Raw genomic sequence first — 22946 nt, forward strand, 5'->3', positions numbered from 1 at the left:
ACAGCACATCTGAGTGAATCTACTCAGAAGCAAAGACGACAATAAATGAATTTTTTTAAGCAATTTTTTATGAAGAGATAAAAAAACGGCGCAGGGATTATTCATTCTCTGCGCCGTTTTCATGATCGATAGAATCAAACTGATTACAGATAGCGCGTCCAGAGCACTTTTGCTTCGGCGGTCACACCCGGAGTTCCGCCGCTCATATCGGGAATTTCATTGGGGGTATAGCCATCGGGCAAGTTAGTAACATCAACAGTGGTTGAACCACCGAGGTTGTTATCGGCATCACTCATCTGCAAACCAGCTGCTGAAATATAGCCGTAGATTGTGGTACTACCGCCGGTATTCAACAAATTGCCCGCCACAACCGTACCGTAAATAGAGTTACTTGCGCCCAGATTGATATAGCCGCCGGAATAAACAGTATTGGAAGTCGGGTTGGTCGCTGGATCATAACCACCTGCCAACATACCTATATTCCCCAAGGCATTAGGTGTGTAGGTGCCCGCACTATCGCAATAGTTGGTTGGATAAAGCGTAGCAAAATCATTGGTTTTTACGCTGATATCAAACTCGTTTTTGCAGACTGCATTTTTACGAACACTATCAGTGGGATTGGTTTTGTAAGCCGCTGCATAATTCAGTGCATAGCTAACAAATCTACCGCCGGTAGAAATATTGTGCGTCGCTACAAATGTGTTGTAGTAGATACCATTGGATAAATGCAAACTGCCTTTAAACCAGACCACGCCCGGCGGCATACTGTTACCGGCAATAGTTAATGTAGATATGCCACTCGTCGTGGCAACCGAAAAACAGGCATTGTTAGCGCTGTAACCATTACAAAAAGGCGCAACCGGTTGAGAGCAGACATTATTCACCACAGCCTTACACAAGTACTCGCGCGGGTTATTGCTATTACCTTTCACATAATAGGTATCGTCCACAATGCCATTTACATTTTTGACCGTCACCATTAAATGGCCGCCAATAAATTCAAAAGCATAGTTAGCCGATGCGCGTAATGGCCATGCATTTACTGTAGGCCGAGACAATTGCACTGGTGGCAACTTGTCCATTGGGATAATCACCGGCGCTGGATTGAGGCCGGGATGGTTGTTGCTTAAACCACCGTTATTACAACTTGTGATAGTTCCGCCAGCGCGAAGCGATGGATATGTTGGCCACCAAGCATTACCACAGGTGATATTGCCTGTCGCGGTAATTCCTGGCGCGGTAAAGCTCCCCGAAAGTGAAATATTCCCACCCGCCTCCAAACTGGTCGCCCCATTACCATTAGTCACTACGGCATTTTTGCTCACCTTGATGGTACCGTGAGTCACGCCACCACTTTTAACCTCAACATTGCCTCTGGCCTCAACCAGAGGAACACCGCCACCATTTAACACCACGTTGCCATTCGCATGAGCACCTTCTGCCGAGGTGCCGCCAGTCATGCTGAAGTTGCCACAGCAGGTCGCCGCCTTTGCGGTGATAGCGCCACCCGCAACCGTGCCGCCTTCATCAACTGGCGTTCCAAATGCATAAGCTTGTTTAACAGATGCACTACCAGTAAGCGTTATGTTGCGCCCCCATACTTCAGCCGCATCAATCGCAGAGCCGATAACAATATCGCCCGTTACACCCAAGCGCCCCAAACCAATACCGCTGACACTGGCACTTTCAGCCCTGAAGTCACCATCAACATTAAAGTTGGCGCCGCCGGGAACATTCAACGTAATCCCACCGCCCACGTTCAAATCGTTGTAGAAGTCTAGAATGCCATTGAGCTCAAAATGGTCTGGCGCGGTACCTGGCGTCACTTCATACACAACCTCCAATACCGATGATGACCTTGCTGCCTCAGCAGTGGCCTGAACCTGTGCGTTAATACGGTAAGGCATTGAAGGTGCAACCGGAGTGATAACGCCGGTGATAGTAACTGTCTGGGCAAGCCCTTCAGTGCCGGTAATTGTCCAGGGCTGATTGATATCCAGCACGTTCAGCTGCGCCGCACTCAGGGTTTGCAGATACTGACGCACCACATCGACCGCCGCCCACACCCCCGCCTGTGAATTCACCTGCGCATGCGCCACCAACTGGCGCTCCTGTGCACTGCGAACCGTATGTAGAGTGCCGAGCGATACAGTCACCAAACCCACGCCCACCATCAGAATTACCAGAATAGTGGCCACACCGCGCTGACTATGGGCGCGCGCCGCAGATAAAAGATGCGAACGTCGCTTTAGTGCAGTAATTAAAGAAGCTGTCATAAATGCTACTCAACTAACTCAATAGTGAAGCGATCAAAATTAATGGGTTAAATATTCGGCAAACAAAAGTTGTACACCAAGGGGGCATTAGGCGCTGCCACACTCGCATCGACAGCTGCACGGCGCGCCGCGTTATCGGCAGTCACAGTTACCATTTGATGGTTGGCGGCCTCGCCCATGCCGTAGGGAAAACAGCTCTGCACTGCCAGACTTAGCCCAATCGCCGGAAGACCTGCATTAGCAGCGGCAGACGCACGAAACTCCGCCAACACCGATGAATCATCCCAACCGGGAAGGCTCGACAAAACCCCGCTGGCGCTACAAGCCGCCGCCGGTAAGGTCAGCAATTGCAACTGGCGGCGGGTATTGTCTTCAAGATCCTGAATGCGAAAGCCGCGACAGGCGTAACTGCCACCATCGCGATAGCGCCAATAAAGGGTTTGCGGTGGGCCAGCAACCAATTGGATGTGCGTACCCGGATCAGTTGTTGCGATACCAAAACCGGCCGACTGCAGCTCCAGTTGCAAACTCAACATGGCCGAAGCCAACTGCCCGTCTTGCGCCGCATCGGTACGCGACTCAATCGAAACCTTAACCAGATTCTGGTAGAGCATCATTGCCGCAACAATGCTGATCATCGATAGCAGTAAACCCACCATCAACCCGACCAGAGTCATGCCTTTTTGGCGAGATATAAAAGAAGGAGCATTAGTTGCCATTGGCGACAGCTCCACCAACGCGCACCAAGGCATCACCCCGCCCAACTTCCAATACCAAGGGTTGGATGGCATCAACTGTTTGCTCCGCCAACGCAGAACCGCCAATCCGAATGCCATTGATCTTGGCTGGCGCCGTTGCACAACCTCTTACTGTCAAAGTCTGGGCTTCAGCCTGACCGGGCAGTGAGAGACTATGGCTGCCAGTGCACAAATCGGCGCCAGCATCGGAGCGAGTCATCAACATGGTGCGCATTTGGCTAACCGCCAAGCTGTTCAGTGTCATCTCATGCTGGGATGAGGTCATACGCGCGGTAGAGTGCATCACCCCGCCACCGATCAAGCTCAGAATCAACAAGCCAATCAGGGACTCGATCAACATGCCGCCCTTTTGCGATTCAGCAGATTTGTTCACAGATTTAGTACAAGCTAAGGGTGTCATGATCTTCAGTATCACTACCGGCTCCCGATATAACGGTAAACGTCAAATTAGTACCGCAACTGCCACAGTTGGCCGCGGTCGATGAGAGCAATCCTTTATTGGTAAAACAGCTACAGGTCCAATCGGCATCACCTAGTTTGATATCGACCGATTCAGGAATACGGGTTGACCAAAGCACAGCCGCAGCTGACACAGATGCGCAATCCACCGCAGCAGCACCCGCCACAGCCGTCACCAACTGTAAGTTGTTATCAGTCAGGCAGAGCGCACCCGCAGTTACATCACCCAATACGCCCGCCTCGTTACGCAGCGCAGTGGATTTGGCACTACCAACCGCCTGCTCCAGTGCGGCCAGTGTTTTGCTGACATCCGAGCTTCTCATCCAGGCGCCAGTGAAAGGCGAGGCCGCAAGCGACAAGAGGCCGATCAGCAGCACCACAATCATCACCTCAATTAAGGTCATGCCTGTCTGTTTCACAGCCAGTCTCCATTGCCGTATTTGCAATTTGATGCCGCTCGTACATTTTCATTGGTAAGCGTGATAATGCAGCCACTTTGACGACCGCTGCCCGATGCCTGCAAGGTATACGCGGTAGCGGTATTAACTGTCACCGAGTAACTAAAGTTGGTCTTGGCACTTGGAGTCCAGGCTTTAAACTGGTCTTCTAAACCTGCCGTGGTGTTGGTTGCCACAGTTGGATAAGACAAAGTGCGTTGATAACGATTTTCAAAATTCAGGCTCAGCGCCAACAAGTCCGCCTGCGCACTGCGCATCTCACTTTTGATGATGTAACCGTTGTACGACGGCAAAGCAATTGCAGCCAAAATAGCCACTACTGCCACCACAATCATCATTTCAATCATCGTAAAAGCGCTCTGACCATATGCCATAACCGCTGGACGCAGGGGTAACCTCATGGGTAATTCCTCACCACCACAATTAACAGAATTAAAGAGTGAACCCCGGGGGCGCATGCAAAGTTGCTGATTGGGGTTTATGGCAGATAAAGCTCCGCTGCCCAGTTTGGGTTAAACCAAACCGAAATTAGGTGCCATCCGTAGATGCCTAGGGGATCCTGGAAGAGTTCGAGACAGCTTCATGCCTAAAGCTGATTTGAGCGGTAGTTTTTGTTTTTAGCGACACTTCGAGATATGCGTCACATTTTTTATTCTAGTCTAATCTCAAAACTTGTCAAAACCAAGTCACACAGCGAAAAACAGATCAAATAATATACAAAACAAGTTTCTTATAACAAGCTTCAGCAAAAAACAACAAAAGTCATTTTTGGCGACACAAATCAGAATATAAAACCGGTAAATGAATGAGACGACAGCAGAGAGATGAAAAACCGGGGGAGATAACAAAGAAGAAAAATGCGACAAGCGGTAAAGAGATGGAACTGAACGGTGAAGAGATAGAACTGGGAAGAGATAGAACTATGAAGAGTCACTGCCGGCAAAAATGCCAGCAGTGATCAAGAGAGCAGGATATCAACCCGTATTGCGCATACCCGCTGCAATACCTGCCATGGTTACCTTAAGCGCACGCTCAAGATCCGGGCTGATATTTTCGCTGCTGCGATAACGCTTGAGCAATTCAGCCTGTAAATAGTTCAATGGATCAACATAAGGCTTACGCAGCTCCAACGACTGACGCAGCATAGGGTCATCAGTCAACAGCGCATCCTGCTTCTTCATTTTATTGATGAGTCCTTCAAGCGCTTCCAGATCGCCGCGCAGCTGCTGCCCCAAACCGCGGTATTCCACAGGAACCAGCTGCTCTTCATAGTAGGTGCAGATTGGGCCATCGGCTTTACCGATTACCATCTCCAGCAAATCGAGGAAGCTGGAGAAGAACAGCCAATTGCTAGCCATATCTTCCAGCAGAGCAGGCTCATTCTCCAGCGCATACTCAAACGCCTGACGCGCACCCAACCATGCAGGCAGATTCAAGCGCACTTGTGTCCAGGCAAACATCCAGGGAATCGCACGCAGACTCTCTACGCCGCCGGTAGATTTACGCTTGGCCGGACGACTACCCAGCGCCAAGAGGCTCAACTCTTGCTCAGGCGTCAGATTGCGGAAGTAAGGAACGAAGTCTTTGTGGCCGCGCACAACCGAACGATAGCCCTCCAGACTGGCAGTCCCCATACGCTCGATCAGATCGCGCCACTCGGGTTTTGGTGCTGCATTAGGCGCCATAGTTGCACGCAAGGTTGCCACCACGTAAGAAGACAAACTGCCAAAAGCAACACGTGGCAAGCCGAATTTGTAACGGATCATTTCGCCTTGCTCAGTCACACGGATACGTCCTTTAACCGAACCCGGTGGCTGGGATGCCATCGCCTTCTCAACCGGACCACCGCCGCGACCTACAGTACCGCCACGACCGTGGAAGAGCACCATGGATACGCCATATTTATCGGCCAAGGCCACCAGTTTTTCCTGTGCCTTGTATTGCGCCCAAGTCGCAGCGATCTTGCCTGCATCTTTCGCCGAATCCGAGTAACCAATCATCACCGTTTGTTGATGCGCAGAATACTGCTGATACCACTCCAGCTCCCACAGTCGCTCCATCACAATCGGCGCGCGGTCGAGGTCATCCAGAGTTTCAAACAGCGGAACAATGGGCATATTCCAGGTCATGCCGCACTCTTTCAGCAAGAGCGCAACGGCCAGCACATCAGATGGCTGCTGCGCCATAGAAATTACATAGTGCGACAGAATTTCGCGCGGCTCTTGTGCGATCACACGACAAGTCGCCAGAACCTCAGCCGTTTCATCACTCATCGGCCAGCTGTTTGGCAATAGAGGACGCTTACTGTTCAGTGATTCCAACAGGAATGCCTGACGCTCCTCTTCTGACCAGGCGCGATAATCGCCCAAGCCGAGGTATTGCACCAATTCATCAATAGCGCGCACATGGCGGTCGCCGTCTTGACGTATATCCAACGGCACCAGATTGATGCCAAAACAGTGAATGCGGCGGATAGTATCTACTAGCGGGCCGTTGGCGATGTGCGGCAAGCCCACTTCGTGCAGCGAGCGATAGCAGAGCATCAAAGGCGATAACAGGTCTTCGCGACTGGTAATCAAATCCACCGGGACTTCTACCGAGCGACCTTGCAAGCGCGCTTCTGCCCACTCCAAAGTCGATTGAATGCGGCGACGCAGATCAAACATCACATCGCGATAAGGGGTGCTGCTCTCAGGATATTGAGCGCGCAACTCATCGCTCGCCTCGCTCATACTCAGGTCACCACCCAAGCTGTAGACATCGCGCGAGTAAAGTTCGGCAGCCATCCAACGCCCCAACAGCAGAACTTCGCGAGTAATGCGATTGGTTACATTGGGGTTACCGTCGCGGTCACCGCCCATCCAGGAGTAAAACTTCACTGGACGCACATCAACCGGCAGGGATTCACCCAAATGGCGGTTACACATGCGATCAAGGTGGCGAATAAAATCCGGCACAGCCTGCCAAAGGCTGTTTTCGATAACCGCAAAGCCCCATTTGGCTTCATCTACAGCAGTCGGGCGAATGGTACGGATTTCATCGGTAGCCCAAATTTCTTCTACCAAACGATGCAAACGGCCACGCACCTTATCTTGCTCAAAGGTCAACAGACTGCCATTTTGGCGGTCAGCCAGCGTATCGACGATCTGATCATATTTACGGATAAGAGTACGACGAGTTACCTCTGTCGGGTGCGCGGTCAGCACCAGCTCGATACGCAGCTTTTTAATAATCTGCGCCAGCGCATCTTTACCGTGCTGGGCGGCCAACTCCTGAATCAGGGTTTGCAGACTATCGTCACGCTCGGCTTCGGCGCTGGAAAAGTAATCTTGATCGGCCAGATTGGCCAAATTCAAAAACTGGTTAAATGCACGCACGATTGGCAAGATATCGCGATCTTCCAAACTACTGAGCATTGCCACCAATGGCGCCGAATCACCGTTTTCTGCTTTGGTGATGGCTTTACCCAAACGGCGAATACCTTCCACTTTGGAGAACAGTTCCTCACCTTCGTGAGCGTGAATTGTCTCACCCAGAAGTTCCCCTAGCAGGCGGACATTTTCGCGCAGGGTTTCAGGTAGCTTTGACATGGGTATCTCCAACAAATCGAGGGATTAAAAAACGTACAGATGAATCACCAAAAGCGGGCGGTATTCTACGCCATCCCCTCTTTTATGGGTAGAAAATGGCGGCAGGATTCACGCACTGAATGATAAAAATTCGCATTATCGAATTATTCGGCTTTTTTTGCGGCCGCGCAGGTTACAAAGGTGCAGACCAGGATGCAAGCGCACCAACCCGGAGCGACATGAATGGCGGCAGAATATGCACAAATTTTACACGCTAGCGCATCCAAACCACGCCCTTATTCACACTCATCTTCACTCTACCCATCGCACCGACAGCAATAGACTGAAAACCATCTTTCTCACATTTGTTCCAGCAAATACTATGCCCGTGAACCAAAAAAGCCTGCCGAGCAACTCAATCTTTATCCACAGCGAATCAATCTTTATTAGCAATAAATCCCAGTTACTCACAAAAGCTGTGAATAACTCTGTGCATGAACTTGTGACAATCACCCCAAATCCCCATTAGGGCTGGCTCCACAAAAGTCGCTCAATTCATAAACAGCCATCGCGGAGCCAATTGTGAGGCATATCACAAGCATCGACACCGAATTCATCATCAGTACTTCGAGACAAATTTCCGTCGAAAAGTCGAACCGCAAATGCACTGAACTACGAAAAGTCAAACTAGCGTTTTACTTTCAGCGCCGTAGACTCGCCTCTGAATAAAAATTTCATCCGTTATTCCTGACGACATTTTTTATTCGGTCAAAAAATCCCAAAAAAACGTTGTTGGCGATTCCCACCAACACAGAGCTATTAATAAGTGGAGATCTAAAGTGAAAATAAACAACACTCAACCCCTTGGCACTGGTATTAAATCCCTGCGCGTGTTTGGCCTGTCCACCTTATTAGGTACCGCTGCGTTAATGAGCACAGTTGAAGTTAGCGCACACGGTTATGTATCCAGCCCTAAAAGTCGTGCTTTTTGGTGTACCAGTTCGCAAGGCGGTAATACCACCCCGGCGTGTATCGCCGCAGCCGCAGCAGGCAACGCCAGTCAATACGAACCACAATCGATTGGTATCGGCGGCGCCAACGACAACCACCAAAGCCTGATCCCGGATGGCAAGCTGTGTAGCGCCAACATGGGTGGCAACAACGGCCTGAACCTGGCGCGCAATGACTGGAATGCCACCACTGTAACTGCTGGTCCTTTGGCGTTTGTATGGATTAACACTGCCGCACACAAAACCTCTTACTTCCGCTACTACATCACCAAAGAAGGCTTTAACCCTGGCGCAGCACCATTGAAATGGTCTGATCTGGAGCAAATCCACCAATCTGCGCCAGCAGGCCAAGAAGCTGTTGCCACTCACATAGTCAACTTGCCACCGCGTACCGGTCGCCACATTGTGTACAGTATTTGGCAACGTGATGCGGTAAGAGATGCACCGGAAGGCTTCTATCAATGTATTGATGTTGTTTACGGCCCAAGCAACAGCTCTTCTTCAGTTGCTTCATCTGCTCCGTCTTCATCGTCTGTAGCCTCATCAAGCGTTTCTAACAACACCTGTGCTGGCTTGCCAACCTGGAATGCCGCCACCGTTTATACCCAACCACAACAAGTGCAGCACAACAGCAGACGTTACTCTGCTAACTACTGGACTCAAGGTAATGACCCAGCGCTGACCGCGGGTCAGTACAGTTACTGGTTGGATTTGGGCGCATGTAGCGAAGGCACCACTTCAAGCACTTCCAGTTCGTCATCATCGGCAGTGGTTTCAAGCTCAAGCAGTGTTGCGAGCAGCGTTGTAAGCAGCTCATCCTCTTCTGTAGCTACCGGCAACTGCAGCTCACCTGCTTTTGTTAACGGTTCAAGCTACGCAACTGGCGCGCTCGTACAAAACGTTGGTAGCGAGTACAAGTGTACTGTTGGTGGCTGGTGCTCACAGGGCGGCGCCTATGCTCCAGGTACTGGCTGGGCATGGACTAATGCCTGGTCACTGGTTCGCAGCTGTAACTAAGTGCGACCCCGCCCCCTCTATATTAGAAAGCAAACAGCGGCAACTTCGGTTGCCGTTTTTTATTAGAGAGAACCACTAGGGACCGCTTATCCACAAAAGCTGTGGATAAAATTGTGGATGTCCCTGTGGTAAGCGGCGCAAGCCCCAGAGCACAAGGGGTTTCAGAAGTTGATCAATATAAAATCACCCTTGATATCGCTCCCGAAATGCACCTTTATATGCGACCCCAGTGTTGCCAATAGAACATCCTGGAAGATAAAGGAGCGGCGACAAAGAGGAACAGATGTTTATTGCCAGATGATCTATGGATAGACAGCTTCTTTGGTTGACAAACAAATCGAACACGGCATAATGTCGCGTCCTTGAATCCCGACCCTATTTTCGGGTTTTTTATCCAGAATTTATCTTTTATCTAGAATCACAGGAGCACTAAGGTGGCAAATTCACCCCAAGCTAAAAAACGCGCGCGTCAAAATGAAAAAGCTCGCAAGCACAACGCAAGCATGCGCTCTATGGGGCGTACTTACCTCAAGAAAGTGCTGGCCGCTATCGCTACTGGCGACAAAGCAGCTGCTCAAACTGCTTACGTTTCAGCTGTATCGGTAATTGACCGTATCGCTGATAAAGGTCTGATTCACAAGAACAAAGCTGCTCGTCATAAGAGCCGTTTGAACGCCAAAATCAAGGCACTGGCAGCAGCCTAATAGCCATTTTGGTCTCAAATGTAAAAAAACCGGCTTGGCCGGTTTTTTTATGCCTGCAATTTGGTCAGCGTGATGTCTAAAGCGCCACAAAGGCTGTTTTTAACTCTATACACTGTCACAAAAACAGATTATCTTCGGCAGCAACTTTTGTTGGAAATCGTTTCTGACATTACAAAAAACGCTGGGCTTGGGGCTGTATCAACCAAAGATAAATCTGTATTAAAGAACACGCTGTATTAAGGATACGATTGTCTGCCGTTAGCGCCATCCCTGAAGCACATACTAATAATGGAGATACGTTATGCTGCCACGCGATCATTACCTGAAACAAACCTTTCAGGATGCTGTTAACTTTCCCGATGGATTTGAAAAAGGCGGCCTTTCCGATATTCAGGCACGCTTGGTGCGCAAACAAGGTGTGTTAGTAAATGCCTTGGCGATGGAAGAAGTTTCAGACCCTACCGTAGATGATCTGCATATTCTCAAAGTGATAGCAAACCAAAGCGCTCCCAAAAGCCCAATCGAACAAGCTTGGGTGAAATATCTCTCCATCGTTAAATCCCGCCAAGCATCTGCTCCCGCCAAAACCAGCAAAGCCAAAACCTCCAAAGCAAAACCAGCCGCCCCTGCTGCCGAGTCAGCCAAAGCCGCTGAGCCAACAAAAGCAAAAACCACGCGCAAAACAGCAAAGGCCGAATAGAACAAAACTCTTCCACCAAATACCAAAAAGGCGCATCCAACTGGATGCGCCTTTTTATTACCGGCGTTTTTATTGATCAGAAGTTGCCGCAAAAATTAATGCGGAATCAAAACATCAACCTTATAACTCTGCCCCACTTGAATGTTTTCGATACAGCCACCCTCAAGTAAGTCGCCATTGCAGCGCACCTGAATGCGATCAACATCTGCGCGCGCGATAGCAACATGAAATTCTGCACCGCGGAATTGTCTTATCGCTTTAGCCTCAGACCAAGCAGATGGCAGTTGCGGATTAATTCGCAGACCTTTTTCATCCCCCTGCAAACCGAATACACCTTCCACTAAGCAGCGATACACCCAGGACACAGTTCCGGTATTAAAAAGTTGCGATGACCGCCCCGCTGTACGCGGATACTGATAATAAGCGCCGCGATAATAATTGGGGATATACACCGGCAACTGGCCGCGCTGTAAATAATCCGCCTCACTTGGGCCGGGAATCATTTGCCTCAATAATTTATATGCACGATCTTTTTCCGCAATAGTGAATAAACTGTAGATATAAAAAATCGCCGCGTGATTGTAGACCGAACCATTTTCAGCCGAGCCGGGATGCTTTTGTGTCACTCGACCAACATCATCACGCATGGCAGTGTAAGCAGGAGCAAGCATGGTGACACCGTAAGGCGTTTCTAATTGTGCCTCCACTGCGGCGATCATTTTTTTGCGTTGCTCTTCATTTGCTGCGCCGCCGAGAATTGCCCAGCTTTGCGGATTTAAAAAGATGCGTCCTTCTTTATCTTTGCTGATTCCAAACACCACATCATCATCGGTAATGCCGCGCCCAAACCAATCGCCATCCCACAGATATTTATTTACCGCTGCATTGATTTCGTTTGCACCTGCGATAAATTCCCGCTGTAAATTTTTGTGTGAGGTTTTTTCACAAACATCCGCCCACAAATTGAGCGCGTATGCCGTTGCGACAGACAACCAGCCAGAAACCCCCTTACCTTTGTAACCCACCATATTCATAGGGTCGCACCAGTCGCCCTGTGCGATAAAACTCAAGCCGCGATAATCGCGCGATTGCAACAACCAGCGCATGGCATTGCTGATGCGCTCAAATACACTCAGAGTTTTGCCATCGTGCCCTGCAACAGACTCATTAAGTAATGCGTAATCGTTAGTTTCATCTAGATAAGTTTTTAAACAAACCGGCAACCACACACAGTGATCGGTATGCGGAATCTGATTGATGTATTTCAGCTCTGCACCTTCTACCAACAAGATGCCATCGGGCATAGCACCAGATGCTTCCTGCTGACTCAAGGCATGTAAAAATGCCGCGCGCGTTACTTCGGGCTTGATAAAGGTCATGCCCATATTGTCTTGCAGATAATTGCGCGTTTGCGGATCAGTAGTCAGACGATTTACGTCGCCGTGATAAAACACCTGCCGCGGCAACCAGTTGTTTACGAAATTATTCAGTTCGGCATCCGGTGTTTCAATTTGCAAACAACCGCTGCCGCTCGCAACATAAGCAGAATAGTCTGCACGCGCCTTGGCAAAGCCCTGCTCACTTAAATAGGTTTCGCGCACTTTTTTGATTTCGGCATCATCAAATGCCGGGCCGAAAACAAAGCGATACACCTGCTCGGCATTCGCCGCCAACTCCAGGCGATATTGCAAAATTGATGCAGGGGTTTCGTAACGTGCATCCCCGCAAGATAATTCTTCTTGCTGCAATCCAGATGGGTTGTGCAAACCGCCCTCACCTTCAAAGGTTTCCTGTTTTGTTTCCCATGCATCAGGTTTTTGTTCGTGCAAGAAAAAAGTTTTGTCTTTGAAGAATTTATTTTTAAAGTGATCAGCCACTTTCTGATAGGGCGTTACGCAGGTTGCAACAATGCCCCCCAAGTCCGCACGATACTCCGCCGACTGATTCATCCATGACATGTAGCCAACCGGGAAATAGGGATAAACGCTAATGCGGCGCGGGCGACCAGAGTGGTTAGTCACTTTTATATCCCACAGCTCAACCACATCCGCAACAGGCAATGACAGCGTCAACTCAACTTCAATACCAAGCGATTGTAGTGTCCAGCGCAAATCACTTTTACCCACAGAGAACAGATAATTTTCATAAGTGGCACGCACCGGCTCATAGGGCGCTGAAAATATTTCACCAGTTTCCTCATCCTTCACATAAAAAAAGCGGCCGGGATGATGTGCATAATATGGTTGCTCTGGCTGCATAAAAGTTTTTGCTTCCAGATTCGGTGCGTAGGCATATTTTGCTGGCTCAGGCTGCATAAATTGCGCAACAGCATAACCACGACAAGTGGATTGGATCATCATTCGCTGGTTCCACAAAAATCCTGCTGCGCGTGGCATAGCGGTAGGACTGTGTAATTCGTAGCGATCACCCGTATTGTCGGGGTTAAGTAATTTAGTCATGGGAAAGCCCTAAAAATATCGTAAGAAACAAATTGAGGCGCGCTGCATTCGCAGAGCAATGCAGCGCTTAGGGAAAATAAAAACTATTCGTGGCGAGCCTTAAGATCGAGCTGAATATTGTCCAACTGTTTGTCAGTAAGGTTGTAAAAAATAAGTGAAACGGCAGTAAGCAGCGCAAACATTCCCGGCACTATGGTTTGCATATATACGATGCTATCGAGCGATGCCCCCGCCTGCATTTGCCCAGCCTGATACCCCATCACCGCCAACACTGACAGCATAAGTGCCGAACCAACGGCGCTGCCAATTTTTTGCGAGAAAGTCGTAGCAGCAAAGGTCATAGCAGTTGCGCGCCGGCCATTTTTCCATTCGTTGTAATCCGCCACATCGGCGTACATCGCCCATGTAATTGGCGGTTTAAAACCCAACGCAACACTGATCAAAATATTCAGCGTAAACATCCACAAAATTTCTTGCGGCAGCTCTGCGCTATCTTGTTGATCACCATTAGCACTAGTGGAAACAACGCTAATCACTTGGCCTTTGGCATTTTCAAGATTTAGCTCAACGCCAGTTTCACTTAACGGAATACGCTCTTTGATGATCCAGAAAATTTTGTCGTGGCGCAGCCATTGATATGTTTCACCATCAGCTTGCGCTCGCCCCAACAGCGCTTGCGCATCCAGAGTCACTACTTCGTTAGTATTTATATCAACCACACCGTGGCGATCCGGTTTAGGCACAAAGGTAAATAGAATCGAAAGCACAGCTACGACACACATTAACCACATCATCAACTTGCGCTTATCGATATATTTGGTCACGGTTGATGCCATCATCGCCCCCACCATCAAGCCTGCCATTTGCAAACCTATGTAGTTGCCTAACAGATCAGGACGTTCAACAAAATAACGAAAATAATAAGCAGCAGAACTGCCGCGCAAGGTCATGGTGATCATAAACACCAGCGCCAAAACAAATAGCACCATCCAGGGGCGACAGGTGAATAAGTCTTTTAAATCTTGCAGAGGATTGGTTTTTTCCTGATTAGCTGCCGGCTGAACACGCTCACGCGTAGTCAAAAAAGTCACTACAAATAAACAGGATGCGATAACCGCGTAGACTGCCATCGTCAGCTGCCAACCTTTTGCAGAATAGCGATCACCATCACCAAAATATTCAGCAAGTTCTGGTGTGGCGGCACCAACGATGATGCTACTGAAATACGCAAAAAAGAAACGGGTACTGTTGAGTGTATTGCGCTCTTGCACATTACCGGTCAGCACCGCCGAGAGCGAGTTGTAGGGCATATTCAGCACTGTGTAGCAGAGCATTAACAAACTGTAGGTGGCGTAAGCCCAGATAAGTTTTCCGGTTTCATCCAGATCAGGCGTACTCATAGTGAGGACGCCAGCGCCCATCATGGGTAGCGCCCCCCATAATAAATAGGGGCGAAATTTTCCCCAGCGGGTATTGGTACGATCGGCGATACCACCAATTACAGGATCGGTAATCGCATCGATAATTTTGGTTACCGTCACCATAGTGGCTGCCGCTGCAGCGCCAATGCCGAATACATCGGTATAGAAGAAGACGAGATAGGAACCGATAATTGCCCAATAAAAATTAAACCCGGCATCCCCCAAACCATAACCAATACGCTCGCGCCAAGTCAGGCGCGCCAAGCGATCATTGTTATTGCGCACTTCATTATTATTGATAGTCAAAACAAAACCTCTCTACATTGCTAACGCGAATCAACCAGTAAAAGATCAATCGCGACTGCGACTGGTCGATGCGCGCTTTTTAATTTCGTAACCCAAATCTACTTTTTTCTCTTCAATGGGCTTGCCATTGAGCACACGGATGATCATCTCGGATGCTTTAACACCCATCTCATAGCGCCCAACCGCCACACTGGTCAGCGATGGGTTTACATGCTCTGCCGCATCCATATCGTTAAAGCCGCAAATGGCCAAATCCTGCGGCACATTGATGTTCATGCGCTGCGCTTCAAACAAAGCACCTAATGCCAAGTCATCGTTTGCGCAAAACACGGCATCTACTGCACCGTTGCTTGAAGCCATCAAACTTTTGAATAAATCGCAACCCACACCAATAGATGAAGGCTCAGGCGTAGTGAGCATGTGGTTTTTCTCAAACTTGCCCGCCTGTTCCAGCGCAAGCTTGTAGCCTTGCATCCGCTGCTGAACCCGCGGGTCCATACGCGCACCGATAAACCCAATGCGCTCATAGCCCTGCCCGAGCAAATGCTTCACCACATCGAAACCAGCGCGACCATGAGCAAAACCGACATTCATATCGATAGGCTCTGCCAGTAATTCCATAATCTGCACTATGGGAATTTGCGCTTTTTCCAGAAGGTTCTGGCACGCCTTGGTCTGATCGCCGCCAGTAATGATCAACCCCTCCGGCGACTGGCTCAGCAGCGTGCGCACCATCTTCTCTTCTTCGAGCGGTGAGTAGTGGGTATCCACCAGCAGCACCTTATAACCAGCAGCCCCCATCACCTCATAAATACCGCGCAACACCTCGGTAAATACGACATTGCTGAGCGACGGGATGGATACACCGATTACTCTGGATTTGGATGACGCAAGGGAACTGGCGTGCTGATTGGGGATATAACCGAGCGAATCAATGGCTTTTTGCACCTGAATACGCAGGGCTTCAGAGACCTTTTCGGGTTGGTTGATAACACGCGACACAGTGATTGCACTAACACCCGCTGCGTCTGCCACTTCCACCAGAGTGATTTTCTTGTCGGAACTTCTTTTTCTCGCCGTTTTCATAAGAGATATCTGCATGCTTATATTATTTTTTGCTAACATACCACAAGCAAAATGGTTGCGCTATCATACCCTTTGAGCGCACGGCATGCACGCCAGACCTCAGCTCTAACACCGATCCCAGTAGTAATTAGCAGTAACGAGATGTAAACAAATGCCACAGACACTTGCCCTATCCAACCCCGATGCCAGCACCAACCTGATCATTCTGATGGGCGTATCCGGCAGCGGGAAATCGTCCTTGGCCAAGGCATTGGCAGATCACTACGGCTACACCTATCTGGATGGCGATGACTTTCACAGTCAGGAAGCGCGCGACCGAATGGCTAAAGGGCAGCCGCTCACCGATGAAATGCGTCTGCCTTGGGTGGCACGTATGTGTGATTTTTTACGCAATGCGGCACGCAACCAGCAACATGCGACTCTTGCGTTTTCTGGCCTTAAACATGCTCATCGCAATGAGTTGCGCAAAGCAGGTTTGAAAACCCTTTTTTTGTTTCTCGATAGCGATAAAGGCACCATCCAAAATCGCGTTAATGAACGTGCAAATCACTTTATGGCGCCGAGCCTCGTGGATAGTCAGTTCGATAGTTTGGAAACTCCCAAGCAAGAAGCCGATGTTTTCCGCATTGATGTACAAGCCTTATTCGAACAAGTGCTCGCGCAGGCTATTGCTGTGATTGATCGGGAATTCCAACTTCAATCCGAAGCAGTGCCCGCCTGACAATTAACTTTTGTGGGCTTGGCATCTGCCACCACACCAGCGAGAATGTGAACTCTTAAGCCGGTTTTTGATCCAAAGATCAACATCACCCTATGGAGAATCACAGATGTCAGTGTCAAAAGTTATTCTTGTTAGTAGCCTTCTCGCACTCGCAACCAGCCTTTCTGCCTGCGCAGGCAAAACCCAATATCGCAATGCCTGTGACAGCGAAGTTTCAGCTGCTTGGGATGAATTATCCATTGCCAAAGCAGAAGGCTTCGGCGGTACAGTGAGCTATACCAAAGCATTAGGTTTGATTACCTCTGCGCGCACCATGCAGACCGTAGAAAATTTTGACAACTGCTACAACCAAGCCAAGGACGCTCGCTTTTATATTCGCGAATCGCGCAAGGGCCAGTAAATAAACTGGCAAAAAAATCAGTAAAAAGCCCAGTAAAAAGGCTACAAATTCCAATGGATAAAATTCGACTGGCAACCCGCACTGACCTTGCGGGTTTGCTTGCACTCTATCGCGAGCTACGCCCAAATGATCCCGAGTTATCTGCAGAGCAGGCAGAAGCAACGCTCGATGATATGCTCAACAATCCCAATATTGATCTCATTGTGGTAGAAGAAAACCAGCAACTTATCGCAAGCTGTATGTTGGGGTTAATACCAACACTCACCAATGGCGCGCGCTCTTTTGCAATGATTGAACATGTGATTACTAATAGCCGTTGCCGCGGCAAAGGTGTAGGAACGCGCATGCTCGGTTTTGCAATCGAACTTGCATGGAAAAAGAATTGCTACAAGGTGATGTTACTCTCCGGCGCGCAGCGGACAGAGGCTCACAGAGTGTACGAAAAGCTCGGGTTTCGCGGCGACGTAGAAAAAGGCTACGCGCTAAAGCCGGATTGGTATCAAATGCCGTGCAGTTAATTTTTTCATGAAAAAATTTTGAAAAAGCAATAAAAAACAGCGCAGATGAAGCGCTGTTTTTTATGGGGACCTTGATTAATTAATCCAACTTTAATGCTGTGCGTATTTTTTCCCAGCTGACATATTTAAAGTTTTGCGGCGCTTCCGGCATGACGTTATGGCCATCTTGAACTACTAACATACCCTCCGGGAATTGCTTGCCCATATTGACGTGAGTGACTTCAAGCCCGTCTGTTTCAGATACGCCATCGATTCCATTTTCCGCATCAAGATCAACACGAATAATGCCGCGAACTTGATAAGGCGCAACCGCATCGAGAATTACGTAGGTGTTATTGCCTTGGCTGGAAACCACCAGATAATTCTTTTGCTTACCTTGGTAAATTCCCACACCCTCAACATCAGCTACCAATACATCACCGGCGCGCAACACTAACTCAACTTGAGTACCTGAATCCGGTTCAGCACCAATCGTCCACAGAGCTTCATCCTCTTCGCCGACAAACAGGCGCTGATTTTTATCGTCAGCAACACAACCTTCTGGCTGGCTTTTTACAAAAAAGCTGCGCACTTTTTTGCCCTGCCACTGCCATTGGTTTTTGTTAGACGGATGCGCAACCGCCGTTAATTCAATCTGCTGGAACTCACCGCTTTTTGCATTGGGGATTGCATAGGTCACACCGGTAGCATTTTGGTACATGCAAAACCCGTAAATTTCTTCAAGATTAGTTGCAACACTGCCAGAAAAGCTGAGTTTTCCATTTTTAGGGTCGATAGTGTAAATCGCTAAACTATTGTCATCGCGATTGGTTGCCACTGCGATATCGACAACTTTTTTACCAAACTGAACACCATAGCGCACATCAACATTGTTGAGTTTTCCGGTGTTGAAATGCTGAACTTCTTTGCCTTGCAAATCGTACACAAACAAACCCTGCTGTTTATTAGTGCCAATAACCAAGCTTTTTTGCGGGCGTTTTTTATTTATCCAAATGGCCGGATCATCCGCCGCATCACCAAAACGCGCCATCACTTGGGTTTGCACATCGGCAGTGACGGATGCAATCGGATATACCGGTTTAGCCTGCGGCGCTACAGACCAGGGCAATTGCAGTTGTTGATGCACACCTGCACCTTCATCGTAAATCACCACATCCAACATTTTTGCTGCTGGATTGTAATTGGCAGAAATAGATTCTGCCTCTTCAATATTGTTTAGCGAAATCTGCTGCTGTAATTTGAATTCATGATTTGCGGTTGAGTACACCAATAAGGTTTTATCCTCAGGTACAACGGCCAACAAGCCTTGCGGAACAACGGCGATAGCTTCAGCACCAGACATCAGCTTCCCGTAAGGTGCAGCCATATCCACCACACTGCGACCCGGCGCAGTTTCAACCGATGCACCATAAGCCCAAACGCCGATGGATTCTTCTGAAATAAACAACAAATCTTGTGCATCATCCACCGCGCAAGCTTTGCTATTGGGCGATATGGGCAGGTTGCGTAAATGTTTGATGTGTTGATTGCCTTGTGTATCCAACAGCAACCAATGCTCAGCTGTGCCGCGCTCATCCAGCAAATAAACGGAAAGATTATTTGCGCTATCACGATTCAAACAGAGATTTTCAATTTTAAAAGAAGGAATAGGTAAGCGCAGTAATTCACGCAGCTCTCCAGTAGCTGTATCCAATGTAACTAAACCAGGTTGTTGTTCGGGCAAGAAAACTGTTGCTGCTACAAGCAGAGATTTTTGTTCGCCTTTTTTATTTTTATCTGCCGCCTGCGCAACGGTAACACCACTGCGCCAATCAAATAATTCCGCTGGTTGTGCCAGTGATGCTAAAGACTTCGCCTGCGCATCAAGCCATTGAACACCAGCGCTTTCGTCTAGCATCAGATAGGTTTTTTGTTTGGCATCAACTAAAGGGGCAACAGCAGTCCCAGAAAATGCGTTGTTCATTTTCACTATATTTGGCTGCTGGGCGGCAACGGCTAATGAACCCGAAGCAATTAAACCAGTTGCAAAAAGGCAGGATAAAACTCTTTTTTTACATGAAGACATTTTCTTAATAGTGCTGCGCATATGATAACTCTTATATCTTTTATCCAAGGGCTTGATAAAACATCGCCGGCATTAGTAGCTAATAATGTCGGCGATGACCACGCCATGCAGATTAATAAACCAAGCTTAAACTTTTCTTAAAATTGCATGAAAGTAATGCCTAGCTTATAGGTAGCGCCATAGCTTTCGTATTGCGCATTATATTTGCTGCTATTGACGTAGGAGTAGTAAACCTCGTCCGTCAAATTCAGCGCTTCAAAATGCAACTTAATGGATTCAGAGATGTAATAACGCATAGAGAAATCGAGCTGCAATTGATCATCAACATAGGCGTCATACTCCGCTTCCATCGGCTCAGTTACTTCCAACAAATAATTGGATTTATAGTTAGCCGATAAACGCATACTGATACGATCAGATTCATAGCCAACCATCAAGTTGGCAGATGTATCGGATTGGCTCGGCATTGGAATATCGCGCGGTACAAATTCACCATCGTCGTAACCGCCAATTTCAGCAGTTGAATCAACAAAGGTGGCATTACCACCAATCAACAAACCATTCCAAGGTGCAGGCAAACTGGTAAATTGTTTTGACGCAGCTAATTCGATACCAAAAATATCAGCTGTATTGCCGTTTACAAAAGTCACTGCGTGCTTGTGAGAATCGTATTCGGCAGTTCCAGCCAAATCAGTTTGATAAACAAAATTATCGATAGACTTATAGAATGCAAAAGCAGAAACCACACTGGCAACACCAGGGTAATGCTCAATACCCAAGTCAATATTGCTCGACTCCATTGACTTCAAATTTGGATTACCAAATTCTTCTTCAATATCACCATCATCCTCTTCAATTAAACGGCCGGGTGACAACTGCGCAAAACCGGGGCGAACAACTGAGTTAGTCCATGCAGCGCGCACTTGGGTTTTATCACTGATGCTGTAGCGAATATGCAGTGCCGGCAGAAAGTAGTCATCAGAATTTTCAAATGTCTGCACACTAACTTCATTGGTTTCGCTATCGTAAGAATTACCCTGCGCAGTGAATTCAGTATCTTCATAGCGCACACCTGTGAGGATACGCCAATTATTAATATCCACACGCCCCATTACATAGGCAGCGCTGGTATCTTCAGTTACCTCGTAGTCGCCGATACTACTTTCTTCTTCATCCAACTCGCTACCAACAATTGCCGACTTAACCATTGACGAATTAATTTTTTGTCCAAACCGGCCAAACTGATAATCCACTTCGCTGCCAGAAAATGCAGAAAGTGATGAATCACCACTAAAATCTTCAGCAACCCACACATCTACATCGTTGTCTTTTGAACGCTCAATACGCTTTACACCAAATTTGAGCTGCGCAGGATTAGAGCCAAGCTCCAAATCGCGAGTAAAGTCCAAATTGACCGCTGTGCTTTCATCATTGGTATTAACACTGCTTAGTTCTACTTCATCCAATTTATAACTGGCAGGCTGAAAATATTCATTAGGCGCTGTTAACAGAATTTTATCGGTATTGGTGTAAGCAAGGTCAAACGCATCATCGACAATCACATCATCATCGATTTTAAATACAGCACCACCAATGTTTTGTGGTTCATCTTCACTGGAATCGCTATAAGCCACACGGTAATCAATTGTCCATTTATCTAAACGGGTTTGGCCGCCCAACGAAGTAGACAGAATTTTTTGGGTTTCCGTGCGATCTTTTAATTCGCGCTGTACTTCAGCGGAATTAAATTCGCCTTCTGCTACCGAAGTGCCGTCTCTTTCTATTTCTCCATCGTCATTTTCTTCTTCCTCAAAAAATTCGATGACGTTAGCCAAGCGAATTTCTGAGTCAGTGTATTCGCTGTAGAGATTGCGCCAGTACAAGTCGGTATTGTCACTAGGTTTATAATCCAGATTCAGGGTTACACCTGAGCGTTCGCGAGTGATGGTGTAATCGCGCTGCTCCAATTCTTCCAAGCGCCCTTCGCCATCATCAAAGTCCCATGCGCCACCAGTTTCAACGTTATCTGAACCAAATTTACGTTTGAACGAACTCACACCAAAGGCGATACCAAAATTATTTTCATCGCCGCCCAAGCTAAATTGATTGCTTGCGGTTAACGCGCCTTTTGGACTTGTCTCTTCAGTATTTTCATCGTAACTGCCTTCCGCGGTCAGCTGATAAAAAAATCCGTCGCGATCAAATGCCGACAAACTTTGTACATCAATACTGCCGCCCAGAGAGTTGGCATCCATATCCGGCGTCAGAGTTTTAGTAACGGTTAGGTTTTCCAGCAAGTCCGATGGAATCACATCCAGCGCAACCGCGCGGCGATCTGCATCCGGGCCTGGAACACCCACACCGTTAATTGTTACCGCATTAAAATCCGGCCCCATACCGCGTACACGCACATAGCGACCTTCACCCTGGTCGCGCTCAATCGACAAGCCCGGCAAACGCTGCAAAGATTCAGAAACATTAGTGTCGGGGAATTGGCCAATCGCATCGGCCGATACCGCAGTCAAAATATTATCTGCACTGCGCTGCTTGTTGAGCGCTTTGTTAATGCCCGCCGCCTGACCAACAACAATTACGTTTTCCACCAAACCGGAAACACCGCTCAACTGAAAATTTTCGCGCGTGATTTGCTGATCCTGAACCACGATGGCGCGTTGCATATCATCGGCACCGATATAGCTAGTAACCAATGTGTAGTTGCCCGCTTTTACATCGAGAAATACATAGCGTCCATCGCGTTGGCTCACTGCTTCACGATTCAACTCGGCGATGCGTACTTTTACGCCCTGTAATGCAATGCCTTTTTCAGTGGCTTTAATTTGACCTTCAATGCGGCCATCCGCCAAGGCATGTCCGGCGATACCGGCAACCACCAAGGCCATTGCAGCTTTGGCAAATACTGCTTTCGTTGGTTTTTTATTAGATAGCTTTTTAGTTGATAATTTTTTTGTTGTTGGCAATTCAGATTTCACGGCTAGCTCCCATAGAGTGATGTGTGCTT

Annotated in this window: 17 protein-coding genes; 6 read left to right on the forward strand and 11 right to left on the reverse strand. The window is 48.2% G+C overall.

Features of this window, described 5'->3' with window-relative positions; genetic code table 11:
• Nucleotides 1-143: 143 nt before the first annotated feature.
• From SPL68_RS14110 to ppc, 6 genes are all read right to left on the reverse strand, one after another.
• Nucleotides 144-2276: a hypothetical protein gene (locus SPL68_RS14110; RefSeq protein ID WP_323815816.1), complete on the reverse strand. Its 2133-nt coding sequence runs from the start codon at nucleotides 2274-2276 to the stop codon at nucleotides 144-146.
• A gap of 47 nt (nucleotides 2277-2323) precedes the next feature.
• Nucleotides 2324-2995, reverse strand: coding sequence for a hypothetical protein (locus SPL68_RS14115; RefSeq protein ID WP_323815817.1), 672 nt, complete (start codon nucleotides 2993-2995; stop codon nucleotides 2324-2326).
• Nucleotides 2985-3449, reverse strand: coding sequence for a hypothetical protein (locus SPL68_RS14120; RefSeq protein ID WP_323816058.1), 465 nt, complete (start codon nucleotides 3447-3449; stop codon nucleotides 2985-2987). The genes SPL68_RS14115 and SPL68_RS14120 overlap by 11 nt, the downstream gene beginning before the upstream one ends.
• Nucleotides 3412-3912: a pilus assembly FimT family protein gene (locus SPL68_RS14125; RefSeq protein WP_323815818.1), complete on the reverse strand. Its 501-nt coding sequence runs from the start codon at nucleotides 3910-3912 to the stop codon at nucleotides 3412-3414. Before SPL68_RS14125 ends, SPL68_RS14120 begins: the two co-directional genes overlap by 38 nt.
• Nucleotides 3909-4352 carry a type IV pilin protein gene (locus SPL68_RS14130; RefSeq protein WP_323815819.1) on the reverse strand — a complete coding sequence of 148 codons (444 nt, stop codon included), beginning with the start codon at nucleotides 4350-4352 and terminating at the stop codon, nucleotides 3909-3911. The genes SPL68_RS14125 and SPL68_RS14130 overlap by 4 nt, the downstream gene beginning before the upstream one ends.
• Nucleotides 4353-4925: 573 nt before the next feature.
• A complete protein-coding gene (gene ppc, locus SPL68_RS14135; RefSeq protein ID WP_323815820.1) occupies nucleotides 4926-7541 on the reverse strand; it encodes a phosphoenolpyruvate carboxylase in 2616 nt (871 codons plus the stop codon).
• A gap of 818 nt (nucleotides 7542-8359) precedes the next feature.
• Between ppc and SPL68_RS14140 the strand changes: the two genes are divergently transcribed.
• The 3 genes from SPL68_RS14140 (at nucleotide 8360) to maoP (ending at nucleotide 10951) form a co-directional block, all read left to right on the forward strand.
• Entirely contained in the window at nucleotides 8360-9547 is a 1188-nt protein-coding gene (locus tag SPL68_RS14140) for a lytic polysaccharide monooxygenase auxiliary activity family 9 protein (RefSeq protein ID WP_323815821.1), read from the forward strand.
• A 434-nt stretch (nucleotides 9548-9981) separates the two neighbouring features.
• Nucleotides 9982-10251, forward strand: a complete 270-nt coding sequence (rpsT, locus tag SPL68_RS14145; RefSeq protein ID WP_062061190.1) for a 30S ribosomal protein S20 — start codon at nucleotides 9982-9984, stop codon at nucleotides 10249-10251.
• 301 nt (nucleotides 10252-10552) lie between these two features.
• Nucleotides 10553-10951: a DUF413 domain-containing protein gene (gene maoP / locus SPL68_RS14150; RefSeq protein WP_323815822.1), complete on the forward strand. Its 399-nt coding sequence runs from the start codon at nucleotides 10553-10555 to the stop codon at nucleotides 10949-10951.
• A 95-nt stretch (nucleotides 10952-11046) separates the two neighbouring features.
• On the opposite strand, the gene SPL68_RS14155 is transcribed toward maoP, so the two are convergent.
• The 3 genes from SPL68_RS14155 to gntR form a co-directional block, all read right to left on the reverse strand.
• Complete coding sequence (locus SPL68_RS14155; RefSeq protein ID WP_323815823.1) at nucleotides 11047-13410, reverse strand: GH36-type glycosyl hydrolase domain-containing protein; 2364 nt, start codon at nucleotides 13408-13410, stop codon at nucleotides 11047-11049.
• A gap of 83 nt (nucleotides 13411-13493) precedes the next feature.
• Entirely contained in the window at nucleotides 13494-15116 is a 1623-nt protein-coding gene (locus tag SPL68_RS14160; protein ID WP_465038331.1) for an MFS transporter, read from the reverse strand.
• A gap of 66 nt (nucleotides 15117-15182) precedes the next feature.
• Nucleotides 15183-16223 carry an HTH-type transcriptional regulator GntR gene (gene gntR, locus SPL68_RS14165; RefSeq protein ID WP_323815825.1) on the reverse strand — a complete coding sequence of 347 codons (1041 nt, stop codon included), beginning with the start codon at nucleotides 16221-16223 and terminating at the stop codon, nucleotides 15183-15185.
• A 151-nt stretch (nucleotides 16224-16374) separates the two neighbouring features.
• Between gntR and SPL68_RS14170 the strand changes: the two genes are divergently transcribed.
• From SPL68_RS14170 to SPL68_RS14180, 3 genes are all read left to right on the forward strand, one after another.
• Nucleotides 16375-16944 (forward strand): gluconokinase, encoded by a 570-nt coding sequence (locus tag SPL68_RS14170; protein WP_323815826.1) that lies wholly within the window; start codon nucleotides 16375-16377, stop codon nucleotides 16942-16944.
• Nucleotides 16945-17050: 106 nt separating this feature from the next.
• Nucleotides 17051-17344 (forward strand): hypothetical protein, encoded by a 294-nt coding sequence (locus SPL68_RS14175; protein WP_323815827.1) that lies wholly within the window; start codon nucleotides 17051-17053, stop codon nucleotides 17342-17344.
• Between the two features lie 53 nt (nucleotides 17345-17397).
• A complete protein-coding gene (locus SPL68_RS14180; RefSeq protein WP_323815828.1) occupies nucleotides 17398-17862 on the forward strand; it encodes a GNAT family N-acetyltransferase in 465 nt (154 codons plus the stop codon).
• A gap of 79 nt (nucleotides 17863-17941) precedes the next feature.
• On the opposite strand, the gene SPL68_RS14185 is transcribed toward SPL68_RS14180, so the two are convergent.
• Together SPL68_RS14185 and SPL68_RS14190 are read right to left on the reverse strand one after the other, a co-directional pair.
• Nucleotides 17942-19825 carry a phytase gene (locus SPL68_RS14185; RefSeq protein WP_323815829.1) on the reverse strand — a complete coding sequence of 628 codons (1884 nt, stop codon included), beginning with the start codon at nucleotides 19823-19825 and terminating at the stop codon, nucleotides 17942-17944.
• Between the two features lie 239 nt (nucleotides 19826-20064).
• On the reverse strand, nucleotides 20065-22917 hold the full coding sequence (locus SPL68_RS14190) for a TonB-dependent receptor (protein ID WP_323815830.1): 2853 nt from the start codon (nucleotides 22915-22917) through the stop codon (nucleotides 20065-20067).
• Nucleotides 22918-22946: the final 29 nt, after the last annotated feature.

The organism is Cellvibrio chitinivorans (assembly GCF_035117775.1).
In the GTDB taxonomy this organism is placed as follows: Bacteria; Pseudomonadota; Gammaproteobacteria; order Pseudomonadales; family Cellvibrionaceae; genus Cellvibrio; species Cellvibrio chitinivorans.

Coding starts and splice junctions, on each gene's coding strand:
- SPL68_RS14110 (WP_323815816.1), bottom strand. CDS start 2,276: ATGACAGCTTCTTTAATTACTGCACTAAAGCGACGTTCGCATCTTTTA.
- gntR (WP_323815825.1), bottom strand. CDS start 16,223: ATGAAAACGGCGAGAAAAAGAAGTTCCGACAAGAAAATCACTCTGGTG.
- SPL68_RS14115 (WP_323815817.1), bottom strand. CDS start 2,995: ATGGCAACTAATGCTCCTTCTTTTATATCTCGCCAAAAAGGCATGACT.
- SPL68_RS14170 (WP_323815826.1), top strand. CDS start 16,375: ATGCCACAGACACTTGCCCTATCCAACCCCGATGCCAGCACCAACCTG.
- SPL68_RS14175 (WP_323815827.1), top strand. CDS start 17,051: ATGTCAGTGTCAAAAGTTATTCTTGTTAGTAGCCTTCTCGCACTCGCA.
- SPL68_RS14155 (WP_323815823.1), bottom strand. CDS start 13,410: ATGACTAAATTACTTAACCCCGACAATACGGGTGATCGCTACGAATTA.
- SPL68_RS14130 (WP_323815819.1), bottom strand. CDS start 4,352: ATGAGGTTACCCCTGCGTCCAGCGGTTATGGCATATGGTCAGAGCGCT.
- SPL68_RS14180 (WP_323815828.1), top strand. CDS start 17,398: ATGGATAAAATTCGACTGGCAACCCGCACTGACCTTGCGGGTTTGCTT.
- maoP (WP_323815822.1), top strand. CDS start 10,553: ATGCTGCCACGCGATCATTACCTGAAACAAACCTTTCAGGATGCTGTT.
- SPL68_RS14185 (WP_323815829.1), bottom strand. CDS start 19,825: ATGAACAACGCATTTTCTGGGACTGCTGTTGCCCCTTTAGTTGATGCC.
- ppc (WP_323815820.1), bottom strand. CDS start 7,541: ATGTCAAAGCTACCTGAAACCCTGCGCGAAAATGTCCGCCTGCTAGGG.